Consider the following 16574-nt stretch of genomic DNA (forward strand, 5'->3'; position numbering starts at 1 on the left):
TTTGTGGCTAATTCATAAGCCTCTTCCACCGTCTTCGGTTGTAATACTTTCATAAATGCTAACATAATCTGTCCTCTCAATGGTATACTAATACTAACAGTACTGGATGATAACCATAAAAATACAGATATCACCGAACTACAAACCTAGCAGGAATCTATAGAATTCCTCACGTTTCTTATACTTTTATTTTACCAATTATTCGCTACTAAATCTACGATGAAAGATATAAATTTACAAGAATTTTGCAAAGAATTACATATTTATGAATTTGGTATTGCCCCTTGGCCCCTACCTGAAAATGCAAAAACTATTTTGTATGAAAGCAACCCCTGTCCATTTACAGCAGCCGACGTAGAAGAGCGATTGCTAGGAACAACAGAGTTTACGCCCAAAAGCGCTATAGTATGCCTCTTCCCATACTACGTAGAACGTAGTGGTCCATCTAATCTTTCCCGCTATACATGGGCTACAGATTATCACCTGGTCATTAATGAATATTTAGAAAAACTTACTGAAAAATTACAAAAAATGAATACTTCAGCCCAGTTTTCTATACATTGTGACACCTCTCCCCTCGCAGATCGTTACATGGCCTACTTAGCAGGCCTTGGTTTCTACGGCAAAAACAATTGTTTCATCAGTCCTAAGTGGGGTTCCTATGTAGTCATTGGAACAATTTTAACTACCTTAGAATTAGAGCCAAATACACCGCTCGCTCAGTCCTGTATAGGATGCAATCGGTGTATTACGGCTTGCTTAGGGCAATGTTTAGGTCATGACGAATTTAAATATGATACCTGTAAAAGCTACTTAACACAGAAAAAAGGAGATCTTACAAACGAGGAGGAAATCATCATAGGAAAAACGCCACTCGTATTTGGCTGCGATGTATGCCAAGAGGTCTGTCCCCATAATCAAAATATCCCAACAACGCCCATACCTGAATTTCAACACGTAGAACCGTACATAGATATTAACGAACTAGAGACCCTAACAAACAAAGAATTCAAAGCTAAGTATGGCAATCGGGCATTCTCGTGGCGGGGGAAAAAAATATTAATGAGAAATCAAAATATTATTGAACGTAAATAGATATTATAATTTTTTATACTTTATAATACCTTTACAAGCTTTACAGGCTTTGACATCTGTTTAGCAAAAACATATAATAAAATAACAGAGATAGCTAGATGCCTAGGAACGTCCAGCTCATCTCTAAAACTTTATTTGAGATGTAAAATGGCTGTGACGTCTATTAAGATGTTATGGCTATTTTTATAGAATAAAAAGAGACGACCTCTGGTCGTCTCTTTTTTAATCATTATTTGATTTCGTAGTAGTTTAGTTCATCCAAACTTTTTCCAAGTGCAGGCATATAGGTTTCAAGGAACATATCAACTTCTGGCATATTTAATGATTTTAATTTTGCCAAGATAGAGTCATGTGCTTCTTTAAACTCATCGTTTCCTGCTTTGAGTTCGTTCACACATTTCATATACGCTGAGATTGTATCTGCGGCCTTAACGATGGGCCATTCAGGACTCTCTTCTGCATCTACAATAAAAGGCTTATAGATAGCTTGTAATCGTTCTGGCAAGGTAGATAGCATTTTCTCTTGTGCCAACGTTTCAACTTCGCCATATAGTTCACGAAGCTTTGGATCAAAATATTTAATCGGTGTTGGCATATCGCCAGTAAAGATTTCACTCACTTCATGGTACATGGCAATGACAGCTACCTTATTAATGTCTACATTGCCACCAAAGTATTCATTTTTGAGTGCCGCTAAATTATGTGCCACCATAGCTACTTCTAAGCTATGTTCTTGAATATTTTCTGTTTCTGTATTACGCATGAGACTCCATCGATTGATAAAGCGCATGCGTTTTAAAAATGCAAAAAATGAACTCATATGTCCCCCATTACATAATAGGTCCTGCATGGCAGGACCTATTTTAATACTATTCATTTAACTATGGAACTTAAATTATATTAGGTTTACTCAAGATATTCTCTAATCATGCTCAATTAGATTACATCGCTAAATTACACCACTAAATTACACCGCGAAGTTTAAATCCATAATCAAGGAACTGTACTGCTTCATCCCAACGGTTATCATCGTTAAGCATAACTACAATCATAGTATGACCATTACGTGTAGCCGATGCAATCAAGCATTCCCCTGCCGCATTCGTAAAGCCTGTTTTCAAACCATTTGCACCAGGATACTTATTGCGAATGAAATGGTTTGTGGTACGAATTGTTTCTGGCGTACGGTTTTGATAAGGCACCTTATAATAATCATTGGCTACTTTATCGCGGAACATTTGGTATTTCATACCATACGCTGCAATCATCGCCAAGTCACGAGCCGTAGAGTGATGGCCCATTTGTGTCAAACCATGAGGATTTAAAAATACACTATTTTTTGCCCCTGCTTTTGCAGCAACGCGATTCATGTCCTTTGCAAAGTTCTGTACAGAACCACTTACATTTTCTGCTACTACAACGGCCGCATCATTACCGCTGGCAACCATCATGCCTTCAAGAACGCCTTCCAAGGTAATTTGATCACCAACACGAACCCCCAGATTGGATTCCTCCATACTAGTGGCATAACTACTAATAGTCGCCAGTTCATCAAGTTGTGTACCTTTGAGTTCTAGAGCTGTTAACAAGGTAACCATTTTCGTAGTACTCGCAGGATGCATCCACTTATCAGGATTCTTTGCAAATAGGATTTCTTTTGTATCCGCATCAATGAGAACAACAGCCTCACCTATCGTAGATGGCGGCGCAATATACGCCGCATGAGAAACACTAGTACCGAAAATAATAGCGCCTATACAGGCTATCATCAAAATAAGTCGTTTCCAAACTATACAAACATTAGTTGTTAAAGATATCATATATCTCACTTTCTGTATCACATATTAACTTTCAGGGTTATCATCAATGGCAACATCCGTTCCACTTGCCTTTTTCTTAGTTCCCTTAATTTCACCAGTAGAGTTATCTACATTTTGAAGATATACAACACGTTGAGGATATGGAATGTCGATACCATATTTATCGAACGCATCTTTTACATCAGACATAATTCCATATTGCACATCTAAGAAGTCTTTCGACTTAACGCGTGCATAGGCAGCAATGCGTACAGAGTTATCGCCAAATTCAGAAATACCAATTTCCATATTTTTAGGATTGAGTACACGTTTATCAGCAGCAAAAATATTTTTTAAGATTTTAATTGCTTCATGATGATTATTGTTATAACCAATATCAAAGACGAACGGGATAACCCTTTCATGGGTATAAGCAATATTAGTTATGGCTTGGGAGGTAAGGATAGAGTTTGGTATATATACATTTTTTTGATCTTTAGTAGTGATAATAGTATACATAAATTGAATAGACTTAACACTACCTACAGTATCTCCAACTTGAATAACATGACCTGCTCTAAAAGGCTTAAATATAAGAATTAATAAGCCTGATGCCAAGTTAGATAAGTTGTTTTGTAAGGCCAAACCAATACCTAAACCAAAGGCACCAAAGGCAGCTACAAAGGATGTAGTAGGAACACCAATTTGATTTAAGCAAATCAATATTAGACCTACTAGCAATGCATAATTGATGATCTGCGTAATAAAGCTCATCGCAGCAGAGTCATAAGAGGCCTTAGTCATAATACGGACAGCAAAGGTTTTCACCCATTTAATAGCATAACGACCTACCCAAAATATAATAAGAGCTAATAATATATTGCCCGCTTGAGAAAAGAACCAATCTCGAAATTGAATCAATACATTAGCATCTTTAAACAATATTTCTGATGCAGAATAAAGAATATTGCCCATATTAAACCTCCAATAATATAACTTTATAAATAATTGAGCACATCTATTAATATGGTCATCATAAACATATATGCTATAATTTAATAAATATATTTTACACGATATAGTAAAGTTATTATATCGTTATATTACATATATAACAATCTAAATCTAGGGAGACTTACATGTTCAACAATCCATATGAAGCACCACAAGAGCTTGCAACAGGAGGTCATGTAACGAAAGAATTAAATTCCGTTACAGTACACTTTGACGACATCCATTATGCCTTATCTAGTGGTCAACTCAATGGTGGGTATCACCATACGTTAGCCGTACGAAATCAACAATTAACATACCAAATCGAAACAGAAAAAGATTTACCAGGTGGCTCGGTAGCCAACTATTTAGCACAAGAGTTCGAGCAAATCGATACACCTGTTCATTTTAGTACAGCGCTTCTTACATCTGCTACAATGAACCTTCACGCATACGCCAAGGTCGAGGAACACGATACGATTGTGGAGACTATCGTTACTGCAGGCTATGAAAAAACGGCCCATCGTGCAGGCACAGGCTATTGCTACGAGGAGCGAGATGGTGGTTTCATAGTACCTGGTACCATTAATATTCTTGTCTTTACAAACAAGGCATTAACAGATAGTGCCATGGTGAAAGCCATCATGACAATTACGGAGGCTAAAACCGCAGCCCTCCAAGATTGGGGTGTTGAAAGTGTACGTCTCTATCCATTTATCAACGAAGATATTCCTGAAGCAATTACAAAAGAACGCAAGACTTCTGCTACAGGAACCTCCACAGACGGTATCATTCTCACCATAGATACAAATGGTGATGTGTTAACAGACGCCGGCTCCTTCTCCCTATTTGGAGACACATTGGCTAAGGCCGTTTATGTAGGTATACAACGAGCCTTAGAAAATGCTATTGGCGCCGAATAAAAAAATACGCATCCTAGGCGAAATAAAAAACCGCACATCCTAGGCGATCGGGATGTGCGGTTCATTGCATATAAAACTGTTACACATAATATAATACTTGAAAATGAATATCAAATTAAGATTTGAGAGTTTTTCTCAAATCTTTTTTATTTTCTAATTAATATTCATAGAAGAACTGTTGTAACTTTTTAAGATTTTTAGTTTTTGTAAGCCCCAGCATCAATAAAATACGAGCTTTTTGTGGACTCAATGTATCACTTACGAGATAGCCTGCTAGTGCATCTTGTGGTACAGCAGATACCATGCCGCTCCCTGTACGAGAGGCCCGTACAGTTGGGAATGTTGTATTTTGTGTTATTTGACGTACATTTTGAGGAATTGTACCATGACCCAATCCAGTCAAGATGAGTCCATCAGGATTAGTGGCAACTACACTCATTGGCACCATGTCATCCATACCACCATAACAAGTCAAAATGACTACACGAGGCAGTTCCTTTAAGTCATGTACATCAAAGATGGATTCTTTCGTATGACGACGAGTAGAGGCTTTATAATAATGAGCTACACCATCCTGGACGATACCAAGATGACCTACTAATGGACTGTCAAAGGTAGCCACATTAGTTGTATTCCCTTTGGATACATCACGCGCCCCATCAACATAGCCATTTAGAACAACAAGCACACCTTTACCTACAGATGCAGGTGTTCTTGCCACTTGAATCGCTTGTAATAAATTAATAGGACCATCTGCACTGATTGCCCCAGCAGGTCTCATCGAGCCAGTAATAACGATAGGTTTATCTGTATGAACAGTAAGATTAAGAAAATAAGCTGTCTCCTCCATGCTATCTGTTCCATGAGTAATAACAACACCGCCTATATCCTCTTGATTTACTAATTCTTGTACTAACTTAGATAAATCCAACCAATGCCGGACAGTAATATCGGAACTTTCAATATTACTAAACTGAGTATATGTATATGGACCATATGGTTCTGTGCCTGGTACGGAGTCTAAAATTTCATCGAGGCCTAGTACACCTGCAGTATAGCCCGTCAAATCTGTATCGGATGCGCCTTGTCCAGCAATTGTACCACCCGTACCAATCAACGCAATTTTTGTCTCCATATTACCTCCATCATAAAATACATAAGAAATAGTAAATCTTTTGTTAATCAACATTAGCATGAATTAGACTAGTAAAAACAAGTCCTCTCTCAACATTGTGGGTGAAAGGACGGCATCAATTCTAATTTATGCTTATTAATACGATTTAAATAATCAATACGTTCTTTCGTTTCAGGATTTTCTATCTCTCCAGTTCTAATATATCGATCTAATACAGCATAGGTAAATCCTAATTTATCCTCATCAGATAGACCGCTGAGTCCATCACTAGGCGTCTTATCTACAAGATATTTTGGAATATCAAGTAATCGACCTATTTGGCGTACCTCTTCTACGACAAGATTGGCAAGAGGACTAAAATCTCCAGCACTATCGCCATATTTTGTAGAATACCCGACATAATCTTCAGATCCATTACATGTATTAGCTACGCGTGCCCCATTTGGCAAATTTTGTCCTACTGCATATAGCGTTGTCATGCGAAGACGCGGTGGTGTATTAATTCCTGCATCCTTGGATATATCAGTTCTACCAGTAACTGCTTTATAACCTTCACCTTGAATGATAGCGTTCGTCAAAGCTTCATAGGCAGTTCCAATATTCACTATGATATGTGGAATCCCCAAATGTGCCACTACAGCCTTGGCATCATCGATATCAGACTGAATTCCATTCGGCATAAGAACACCTACTACGCGTTCTGCCCCAAGCGCTTCTTTACATAAAGCAGCTACGATTGTGGAATCCTTACCACCTGAAACACCTACTACGGCGCTACAGCTAGGCCCATTTTGGCTAAAATAGTCTCGAATCCATTGAACGAGAGCCTCTTTTGTTGCTTCTGGATTGTCTAACATAAGCCCTCCTACTTCTTCCGGAAAATACGATTTAATAAATCCATTTTCATTTGATAGTATCCTGGACTCATATCAAGGTAATGACGATGTGGATTTTCAAAGCGCTGTTCTTCTAACCAAATTTCGCGGTCTAGTTGGTCTTTAACGTATTGACGAAGCTCTTCTAATGTCGGCAATTTTACGATAAGCTTGCCATCTTTAATAATGAGTTGTTTCATCTCTTTAAAGGTGCAATTTTCAAAGTACAATTCACGCCATGGTTGTTCTGGATCGATATAACGATATGGTTCTGTCGTATCTGGCACCTCTTCTAACAATGTTAATAAATCTGCAATGGCACGCCCTTTATCATTGTATACGCGATACACCTTTTTAAAACCTGGGTTCGTAATCTTTTCAACAGATTCAGAAATCTTGATGCGAGGCTCCCACACACCATTCTTTTCAACGCCAGCAATCTTGTATACGGCGCCAAATACAGGGTCGCTCTTAGAGGTAATTAGTCTTTCACCTACACCAAAGATATCAATGGGACCACCCTGTCCCAACAAAGAGGTTATTGTATATTCATCAAGACTATTGGAAGCCATAATTTTGCAATCTTCTAAGCCTGCCTTGTCAAGCATACGACGAGCTTTTTTAGCTAAGTAAGCAAGGTCACCAGAATCAAGGCGGATACCTTTTAATCGTTTTCCCATAGGTTCCAATACCTCTTTAGCTACTTTAATAGCATTAGGAACCCCAGAGTTTAATACATCATAGGTATCAACAAGGAATACAGCTCCATCCGGATACACTTCAGCGTAAGCTTTGAAAGCTTCGTATTCAGAGTCATGATACATAACCCAACTATGAGCCATGGTACCACTCACAGGAATACCAAATTGTTGTCCCGCTAAAACAGTTGCCGTAGACTGTACCCCACCAATGTAGGCTGCTCTCGCACCATATACAGCGGCATCCACATTATGAGCTCGACGAGCTCCAAAGTCGGCTACTACACGCCCATCCGCAGCACGAACGATGCGATTAGCCTTTGTAGCGATAAGGGACTGATGGTTCATCATAGTTAGCACTGCAGTTTCTACGATTTGTGCGTCTATGAGAGGGGCTACGATGGTTATAACTGGTTCATTTGGATAAATAATAGAACCTTCTGGGAACGCATATACATCACCAGTAAAGGAAAAATCTTTAAGATAGTTTAGAAATTCCTCACTAAAGATCCCTTGATTCCGTAAAAAATCGATATCACTTTCATCAAAGTGTAGATTTAAAATGTACTCAACGATTTGTTCAAGACCACCAAAAATGGCAAAGCCACCCTTGTCTGGATTGCGTCTAAAGAATACATCAAACGCGACGCGATCCGTGTTTTCATGTTGCGTAAAATAGCCGTGTGCCATGGTCATCTCATAAAAATCCATAAGCATACTAATATTGCGACTGTCGTGTTGCATCGGTTCACCAACCTTCTAAAATCTAATGGATTTGTAAAATCGTTAATCGTATAACCTCATTATACATTATTATTCCTATATAGCTAGTCTCTACATGTGCTAATGCTTGCATTAACTATCCTAATAATCATTCTTGTGATATAACTATATATATACTAATTATTTATATATTCCATATATATGTCGATGAAAGTTATCACTGAAACAAATACAATTATTAGTATTAATTCGTATACTAATAAAATTACTACGTATTCAGTGTAATCAACCAATATATATATCTATTATTACATCAGAATGAAAGGAACCATTATGGAATCAATCGTTCAAGCAAAACGCGTATTAGAAATATTTAAAGAAATGAGCCAAATTCCTCGTGAATCTGGCAATGAAAAAGGCATTAGCGACTATATCGTAAACTTCGCTAAAAACTTAGGTTTAGAGGTTCATCAAGACGACCAATATAATGTAGTCATCAAAAAACCTGCCTCTCCAGGCTATGAAAATCGTCCATCCATCATTCTACAAGGCCATATCGACATGGTATGTGTTCGTGATCACGACTCTAACCATGACTTCACTAAAGACCCAATTGCCAATATCATCGAAGGCGAATGGATGCATGCAGACCACACTACATTAGGTGCAGATAACGGCATGGGTGGTGCGATGATGCTTGCTATCCTTGAGGATGATAGCCAACAACACGGCCCTATGCAATTATTGTTCACTACGAATGAAGAAACTGGTATGGATGGCGCTTTCGCTATTAAAGAAGGCCAAGTAAGTGGTGATTACTTGCTCAACCTCGATACAGAAGTAGAACACGATTTTACTGTTAGCTGTGCTGGTGGTTGCCACGTTCATGTAAACATTCCTTTATTGCGTGAAAACAACCAACCTGGTTATGATGCAGGCTTATCCCTTACCGTAACAGGCCTTAAAGGCGGTCACTCTGGTATCGAAATCTGCGAACAACGTGCTAATGCTAACCAAGTATTAACACGCGTGCTCTATGACATTCAACAACAATATCCTGTATGCTTAGCATCCTTTGAAGGCGGTGTAAAACATAATGCCATTCCTTCTAAAGCAGTAGCTACATTATCCGTACGCGCTGAAGATGTAGAAGCCATCAAAACTTTAATTGAATATCAAGAGAAACAATATCTCCATGAGTATGGTATCCAAGATCCAGGTCTTAAATTTGTCGTAGAAGATGTCGCAACACCTGATGTAGTCTATGCGGATGATACAACAGAAGCCCTCATTACTTACATCTATCTTGCACAAGATGGTGTTCATTCTGTAAGCAAATCTATCCCAAATCTTGTAGAAACTTCTGACAACATCGCAATCGTACGCGAAAATGAACATACTATTGAAGTACTCATCTCTATTCGTAGTTCTAACAGTAACAGCCTTGAATTCTTAGCAAAGAAAATGCTTCTTCTTGCAAAAACACTTGGCGTATCTGCAGAACGCACTGGTGGCTATCCAGCATGGGAATATGACAAAGGATCAAAACTTGAAGAGCAAGCTATTTCCTTACATAACGAAATGTTTGATACACCAGCGAATGTCAACGCAATTCATGCCGGTCTCGAATGTGGCTTGTTAAAAGGTGTACTACCAAATACACAAATGATCAGCTTTGGTCCTACTATCGTAAGTCCACATACACCAATGGAACGCGTTCATTTACCATCTGTTGAAAATGTATATGTATATCTAAAAGCTTTATTAGCTAAGTTACAATAAACATAAAATAGTAATATTGACTATATACTTTATGTATAATTTGGTATACTAAAGGTAATCTAATTAGAGATTTATATAACGAATTCTCTTCTCACCCTCCTATAAGGAGTTCAGTCAACTCTCCCTCGACTGAGTCTTCTATAGGAGGGATTTTTTTATATTCTTCTCCCAAAATTTGAAATTAATATTTATTCATAGAGGAGTATCTCTTCATATATACGTAAATCGATATATACAATACTTTTCACAATCAATTATGAATATTAAATACATCTGTCACTATACTCATATAAGGTATATAACCAATATATTTAATGAGAATTTTAAGAAAAATAGTACTTTCATAACTATGCATATACCCTAGGGTGTATTTTCTGTGTTATCCTATAGGTGTATACTGTGTTTACATTACTCAGGAGGTACGTATGATCCCTATTGTTATCATATCCGGATTTCTAGGGTCTGGAAAAACAACATTTTTACAACACATACTAAAAGAACATAAATCTACAGATAAAATTTTAATTATAGAAAATGATTTTGGTGAAACCAGCCTCGATGCAGCAAATCTTGCAAAAACAGGGGCTACCATTCGTGAAGTTACATCTGGCTGTATTTGCTGTAGCTTGCAAGGAAATTTCCAACAAGCACTGCTCGACATTCTGCAAAATTACGATGTAGATACCATCTATATTGAACCATCAGGGGTCAGCAAATTAAGCGAAATCATCCATACATGCGAGGATGAAGAGATTGCAAAATCCGCCTATGTCCATGCATCGGTAACCACCGTAGACGCTATGCAAGCACCTATGTTTATCAAAAACTTTGGTCTCTTCTTTAAAGATCAAATCACAAATAGTGATGCTATCTTCTTGAGTCATACCGAAGACGTCCAACAAACAAGCATTACAAAACGTATGATTCATGAGTTAGCACCCAATACTCCAATTCATGAAGAAGCTTGGGACACCATTGCGTTGAGAGACTATATCAAACGTCTCTATCACTGCCATGATGACAATTCCTTACATGATGAGCATCTATTTATGAGCCATACATTCAAAGACTTGCGTACACTCACCTTAGTACAGTGGAAAACTATCTTAGAAGGTATGCCAGATACCGTACTCCGTGCTAAAGGGATTGTACCGACCGTCGAAGGACCTCATGAGTTGCAATACGGTACCCATTACTGTTCCCTATCCCCTAGTGAGTCCACGGACTATAGCTTAGTTGTTATTGGTACAGATTTTAATGTGCCAATGGTACATAACGAAGTGTGTCAATCATGATACCTGTTTATATCGTTACCGGATTCATCGGTTCTGGTAAAAGTACTTTCATAAATGAACAACTACAATATCGTAAAAAGCTTGGTGGCACAGCATGTATCAGCGCCGAAGAAGGTACTGTATCGCTCATCAAAGAAGGATTACAACTCAATCCTGATAGGCTTAGTGCAATTACGCCTAATGAACCCCACACATATAGTTCTATAGCTGATGAAATCGCAAGCTATGTCGACAAGGTAAAGCCAAAAGAAATATGGATTGAATGGAACGGTATGATCAGCTTTCACCAACTAGAAGCCTTGCTATATAGTGATAAGCTGCGCCATCTATTACAAATTGAAAAGGTATTATATATTTGTACAGACCCATTCATCGCATCCATTTTGCCTGGTTTAGGTAATGATGTAACAAGCCAATTATATAGTGCCGATTGTATCATCACAGAAACCGATACACATCACGCCTTATTACGGACCTATAACAGAGACGCCAAGATTGTAACATTACCATCGCCTGAAAAGGTTGTGCAATTATGTCGCAACTCTACATGGGGACTCATACCAAATCTATTAGTTATCGGCATTACCGCCTACATACTATTAGTCACTGCATTCCGTCATGACATTCCTTACTCTATTCATCAATGCTTTGCCATCATTACAGGCCTCATTATTGAGGCTATCCCGTTCCTATTATTAGGAACCATTGGATCAACAGTAATTCGCTATTTCGTACCACAAAGAATACTGCTAAAACTATTAGGAAATCATTCTTGGAAGAGCTATGGTGCCGCTATGATTAGTGGTTTAGCCTTACCAGTTTGCGACTGTGCTATTATTCCATTATTTAAAGCACTTATAGATAGAGGAGTACCATTATCTGTAGCCCTCCTATTTATGCTCGCTAGCCCAATCATCAATCCGATTACTATTCTATCCACCTGGTATGCCTTCCCAGATAATCCAATGATCTCCGTATGGCGTATCATACTTGGCCTTGGCGTAGCTTTATTGGTAGCCTTATCATTCCGTTTTATACCACCATCTACGTCTATGATGAAAGCTAAAACGGCACAGAACCTAAGTTATGAAGAAATCGTCTTAGAAGCATCGAAAAGTAAACATATCAATAAAGGAAGATTACTAATTCATATGGAAAAAGAGTTCTCCCAGCTCTTATTCTATTTCTCCATTGCAGCTTGTGTACTATCCATAGTTCAAGTGTATGGAAAGCCTTGGCTCATCAATGCCGGTATCACATTACCTGACGTGTGGGCCATCCCAATTCTGCTAGTATTGGCGTTCTTCTTCTCTGTTTGCTCTACATCAGATGCTATTATAGGCAAATCCTTGAGCACCCTGTTCCCTATGAGCTCAGTCATGGGTTTCCTCATCTTAGGACCTATGCTCGATATAAAAAATGTATATATTTTAAAACAATATATGCCCACATCATTTATTCTTCGTCTAGGTTTAACAATTGTTGTTATATCCTATTTAACAGCACTAGGTTTTCAATTCTTTTTAAGCTAATGTTTAGTCATTACTATTTCAGTTCTTCATGAATATAAAAGGAGATGATTCTATGAAATTAGGGCTGAAAGATCGCTTTTCCATTGTGAAAGGCTTCCTTTACCTCACCTTAGGTATCTGCTGTGTATACCTAATCGTAACCGGTCGTTATTTGAACTATATCGCACCACGATATGAACTACTGCTAGGCATTAGCAGTGTAGCTCTCATATTAGGCGGATTGGCTACGGTTATTTGGGCTCCATCGCGCTATTATAAACACAACTGGCGCTCTATCGTGCCTATCATTATTCCCGTAGTCTTGCTCATCGTGCCGCCTGTCCTAGTGCCTACAACTAGTGTTCAAGGTGCAGCACGCATCAATGACGATACAAACAACTTCGACTTTACAAATGATGCCATCGGCGAGGTGATTACTGTTAATAGTGAAAGTAAAGAGCCTGGTATTTCTAAAGACAAAAAAGAAATCGTTTTAAATTCAGATAATTTCTATCAAACAATCGTAAAGGTTGGATCTAATGTAGACCAATACAAAGACTACACAGTATATATGACAGGCTATGTAAACCGCGATGATAATACACTAAAATCTAATGAGTTTACCATCTCTCGTATGGCTATGTCCTGCTGTATTGCTGACGTGGCACCGATTGGCATGACCGCCTATAAACCAGATGGTGATAGCTTAGCTAATGAACAATGGGTTTCTATCGAAGGTAAAGTATCTACACGAGACTTCCACGGTCGTGCTCAACCATATGTAGAAGTAACAAAAATAAAAACAGCAGAACCTATTTTAGGTTATGTATATCCTTAAATAAATAATATTAAATCAATAGGCTTAATAAATCTTAAAGAGACATCATTAAACAGGCTTAAATAGATCTGTAAACAAATAAAACCGAGGCATAACGCCTCGGTTTTAATAAATATATAATGGTATTATATAAAGACTATATTATCGATGTAATTCTTTAACAATTCGTTTACCAAGAGATGCCGCAACGGCACAAAGGAAGATATCTGGACCTACTGGAATCAGGAAGCATGTAATAATAACGGCCTCTACTCCAATTGGTTTACCTAAATACAAGTTCATAATGAAGTATAGATAGATCATACCAAGGCCATACACGATAAATAGGTTCAATATGGATCCTGCTAATAATCGTTTAAAAGATAATGTTTCCATAGACTCTGCAATACGGCCTACTGCATAAGCACCTACCATAAAACCAATCAAATAGCCAAAGGTAGGTTGTAAAATGTAACCAGGACCTCCACCAGATGTAAAAATCGGTACCCCAATTAATCCTAAAACAATATAAATGCCAACACTAGCAGCTCCTAATCGACTTCCCAGTACAATGCCTGCGAGGGTAGTAAATAAGATTTGTAATGTAAATGGACAATTTGGTAATGGTACCCGTATGAAAGCACCTACAGCAATTAATGCTACAAAAAGTGCTGTCATTGTTAACTGACGGGTAGTGATGCGACCTTGTTTCGACACGGTAGAACTCATGGTATACCTCCATTAATAACACATCAACAAACTACAATCTACTAACTATCTAAATTAAATCACTTGTATTTTTAATTGTCAACTACGTGTGTTGACTTTTAGTTAACTATGTAGTCTAATACTATATATACGGAAATTTCAAGTATTTTGTTATTTTGACTATACATTATAGTTATTACCAATCGTTTATAATAACTAAAAGATATACTCATCTTCATACAAAAATCTTTGGATTTCATCTTATATTCATGTAGCAACATTAAATTATACGTAAGTAGATTGAGTAAAATCTACTTTCACAAAACAGTATATAAAAGTACCTTATATTAGGAGGCATTCATTATGAAAAATGTGAAGAAAGTATCAAAGGTATTATGTGCATTTGGCGTTAGTACAGTATTATTAGCAGGCGTAGTTGGCGCAGCTAGCAACCATGCTTACAACAACAATAGCAACTGGAAAGGCGTTGGTAGCGTAGCTCCATCCGCTCAAGCTAACTATTCTGTTGATTACATGGGCGCTGTTACAGTTTTCCAACAAAACTTCCCTGGCGCTACTGTAAAATCTATTTCTTACGATGCTAAACATAACCCTTACTATGAAGTAGAAGGTTACTACAACAATCGTGCAGTAGAACTTAAAGTAGACGAAGCAACTGGCCAAATCGTTGGTAAAGAAGTTAAAGGCTATGCTAAAGCTAACAAAACTATTAACGTTCAAAACATCATCATCCCTGAAGTAGCTGAAACAAAAGCTCTTGAAAAAGTTGGTTCCGACTTCCAAACTATGGAATGGACTGTTGAACGTGAAAACGGCCGAGCTGTATACAAATTCGACATGACAACTGGTGGCGATAAAAAAGCAGAAGTAAAAGTTGATGGCATGAACGGTAAAGTTTTAAGTGCTAAAGTAAAAACTACAAAATACTAAGAAGCTCTTTTCATCTAGTGAACCCCTATCCTAACCCACTAAGATGACACACTACACATATAACACACATACTATACACACAGTATCCCAATGGATACACTCTCTAACACACAAACTAACACACAAACTTAGAGAGCCCTATAACTCATAAAGGGCTCTCCCAAAACCCTATCTCACACAATAGGTAAAAGGTCTGTGCTCACACACCACAGACCGAACGTTACACACACTATACTCCCTTTAAAAGACCTTGGATCGTTGAATTCAAGGTCTTTTTTCTATCCTCTATCCTCTATCCTCTATCCTCTATCCTCCAGATATTACTATCTATTTATAGAGATCTACTACAACACAACAAACTAATTTACAATTAATCAGAATATATATTTAACACAAAAAGACCTCCCACGAAGGGAGGTCTTTTGTATAAGTTTTATAGGTCTGATAGTTTGTGTTCTATTTCTTAAGCGAGGTCAGAGCTCAAGAATGTCATTTGTATGTTCTGAAAGTTTGATCTATAGTATTTCCATAATGGAAGTAAGAAAATTATGCTTTATCCAAAGCTTGTGCCAAGTCTTCGATGATGTCATCGATATTTTCAAGGCCGATGGATACACGGATCATATCTGGTGTTACGCCAGCAGATTTTTGTTGTTCTTCGTTAAGTTGTGCATGTGTTGTAGATGCAGGATGAATAACAAGAGATTTAGCATCTGCTACGTTAGCAAGGTTGGAGAAGATTTCCAAAGAGTCAACAAGTTTAATACCTGCTTCTTTACCACCTTTTACGCCGAATGTGAATACAGCACCAACACCTTTAGGGAAGTATTTATCTGCTAAAGCTTTGTATTTGCTGTCTTCTAATTCTGGGTAGCTTACCCATGCTACTTTAGGGTGTTTGCTCAAGAAATCTACTACTTTACGAGCATTTTCTACGTGACGTTCTACGCGCAAGGACAATGTTTCAACGCCTTGCAAGATTTGCCATGCTGCAAGTGGAGTAATGCATGCGCCAGTATCACGAAGCAATTGAGCACGAATTTTTACAGTGAATGGGATTGGCAAATCACCATATACTAAGCCATTGTAGTGTTCGTCACCTTCGGAGAAACCAGGGTATTTACCAGAACCTTTATAGTCGAATTTACCAGATTCTACTACTACGCCAGCCAATGTTGTACCGTGACCACCAAGGTATTTAGTAGCAGAGTGTACAACTACGTCAGCACCATGTTCTAATGGACGGAATAAGTATGGAGATGCAAATGT

General features: G+C 37.9%; 15 protein-coding genes. 7 read left to right on the forward strand and 8 right to left on the reverse strand.

Annotation, left to right across the window (positions count from 1 at the left end; all coding sequences use genetic code 11):
• Positions 1–219: 219 nt before the first annotated feature.
• A complete protein-coding gene (locus QZR70_RS05830; protein ID WP_119206558.1) occupies positions 220–1095 on the forward strand; it encodes an epoxyqueuosine reductase in 876 nt (291 codons plus the stop codon).
• A 229-nt stretch (positions 1096–1324) separates the two neighbouring features.
• Here QZR70_RS05830 and yfbR read toward each other — a convergent pair whose 3' ends face one another.
• The 3 genes from yfbR to QZR70_RS05845 form a co-directional block, all read right to left on the reverse strand.
• Positions 1325–1915 carry a 5'-deoxynucleotidase gene (yfbR, locus tag QZR70_RS05835; RefSeq protein ID WP_119206557.1) on the reverse strand — a complete coding sequence of 197 codons (591 nt, stop codon included), beginning with the start codon at positions 1913–1915 and terminating at the stop codon, positions 1325–1327.
• 142 nt (positions 1916–2057) lie between these two features.
• Complete coding sequence (locus QZR70_RS05840; RefSeq protein ID WP_295793768.1) at positions 2058–2915, reverse strand: D-alanyl-D-alanine carboxypeptidase family protein; 858 nt, start codon at positions 2913–2915, stop codon at positions 2058–2060.
• A gap of 24 nt (positions 2916–2939) precedes the next feature.
• Positions 2940–3869, reverse strand: coding sequence for a mechanosensitive ion channel family protein (locus QZR70_RS05845; protein ID WP_105094658.1), 930 nt, complete (start codon positions 3867–3869; stop codon positions 2940–2942).
• A gap of 164 nt (positions 3870–4033) precedes the next feature.
• Here QZR70_RS05845 and QZR70_RS05850 point away from each other — a divergent pair, with 164 nt between their 5' ends.
• Positions 4034–4810, forward strand: coding sequence for an adenosylcobinamide amidohydrolase (locus tag QZR70_RS05850; RefSeq protein WP_295793770.1), 777 nt, complete (start codon positions 4034–4036; stop codon positions 4808–4810).
• 157 nt (positions 4811–4967) lie between these two features.
• Here the strand turns inward: QZR70_RS05850 and QZR70_RS05855 are convergent, their stop codons facing one another.
• The 3 genes from QZR70_RS05855 to QZR70_RS05865 form a co-directional block, all read right to left on the reverse strand.
• Positions 4968–5945, reverse strand: coding sequence for an asparaginase (locus QZR70_RS05855; protein WP_295793772.1), 978 nt, complete (start codon positions 5943–5945; stop codon positions 4968–4970).
• Positions 5946–6034: 89 nt separating this feature from the next.
• On the reverse strand, positions 6035–6802 hold the full coding sequence (gene nadE / locus QZR70_RS05860; RefSeq protein ID WP_295793773.1) for an NAD(+) synthase: 768 nt from the start codon (positions 6800–6802) through the stop codon (positions 6035–6037).
• 8 nt (positions 6803–6810) lie between these two features.
• Positions 6811–8262 (reverse strand): nicotinate phosphoribosyltransferase, encoded by a 1452-nt coding sequence (locus QZR70_RS05865; RefSeq protein ID WP_156719842.1) that lies wholly within the window; start codon positions 8260–8262, stop codon positions 6811–6813.
• Positions 8263–8574: 312 nt separating this feature from the next.
• Here QZR70_RS05865 and QZR70_RS05870 point away from each other — a divergent pair, with 312 nt between their 5' ends.
• From QZR70_RS05870 to QZR70_RS05885, 4 genes are all read left to right on the forward strand, one after another.
• A complete protein-coding gene (locus QZR70_RS05870; RefSeq protein ID WP_295793778.1) occupies positions 8575–10023 on the forward strand; it encodes an aminoacyl-histidine dipeptidase in 1449 nt (482 codons plus the stop codon).
• Positions 10024–10448: 425 nt separating this feature from the next.
• A complete protein-coding gene (locus QZR70_RS05875; RefSeq protein WP_295793781.1) occupies positions 10449–11318 on the forward strand; it encodes a GTP-binding protein in 870 nt (289 codons plus the stop codon).
• A complete protein-coding gene (locus tag QZR70_RS05880; RefSeq protein ID WP_295793784.1) occupies positions 11315–12850 on the forward strand; it encodes a permease in 1536 nt (511 codons plus the stop codon). The genes QZR70_RS05875 and QZR70_RS05880 overlap by 4 nt, the downstream gene beginning before the upstream one ends.
• Positions 12851–12902: 52 nt before the next feature.
• Entirely contained in the window at positions 12903–13667 is a 765-nt protein-coding gene (locus QZR70_RS05885; protein ID WP_295793786.1) for a TIGR03943 family putative permease subunit, read from the forward strand.
• 141 nt (positions 13668–13808) lie between these two features.
• Here QZR70_RS05885 and QZR70_RS05890 read toward each other — a convergent pair whose 3' ends face one another.
• On the reverse strand, positions 13809–14375 hold the full coding sequence (locus QZR70_RS05890) for a biotin transporter BioY (protein ID WP_024066798.1): 567 nt from the start codon (positions 14373–14375) through the stop codon (positions 13809–13811).
• A gap of 342 nt (positions 14376–14717) precedes the next feature.
• On the opposite strand from QZR70_RS05890, the gene QZR70_RS05895 reads away from it, so the two are divergent.
• Entirely contained in the window at positions 14718–15305 is a 588-nt protein-coding gene (locus tag QZR70_RS05895) for a PepSY domain-containing protein (protein ID WP_213467622.1), read from the forward strand.
• A 546-nt stretch (positions 15306–15851) separates the two neighbouring features.
• On the opposite strand, the gene QZR70_RS05900 is transcribed toward QZR70_RS05895, so the two are convergent.
• On the reverse strand, positions 15852–16574 hold a 723-nt coding region (locus tag QZR70_RS05900; protein WP_295793788.1), incomplete at its 5' end, for a PLP-dependent transferase.

It is taken from the genome of uncultured Veillonella sp., assembly GCF_900545205.1.
Lineage (GTDB): Bacteria > Bacillota > Negativicutes > Veillonellales > Veillonellaceae > Veillonella.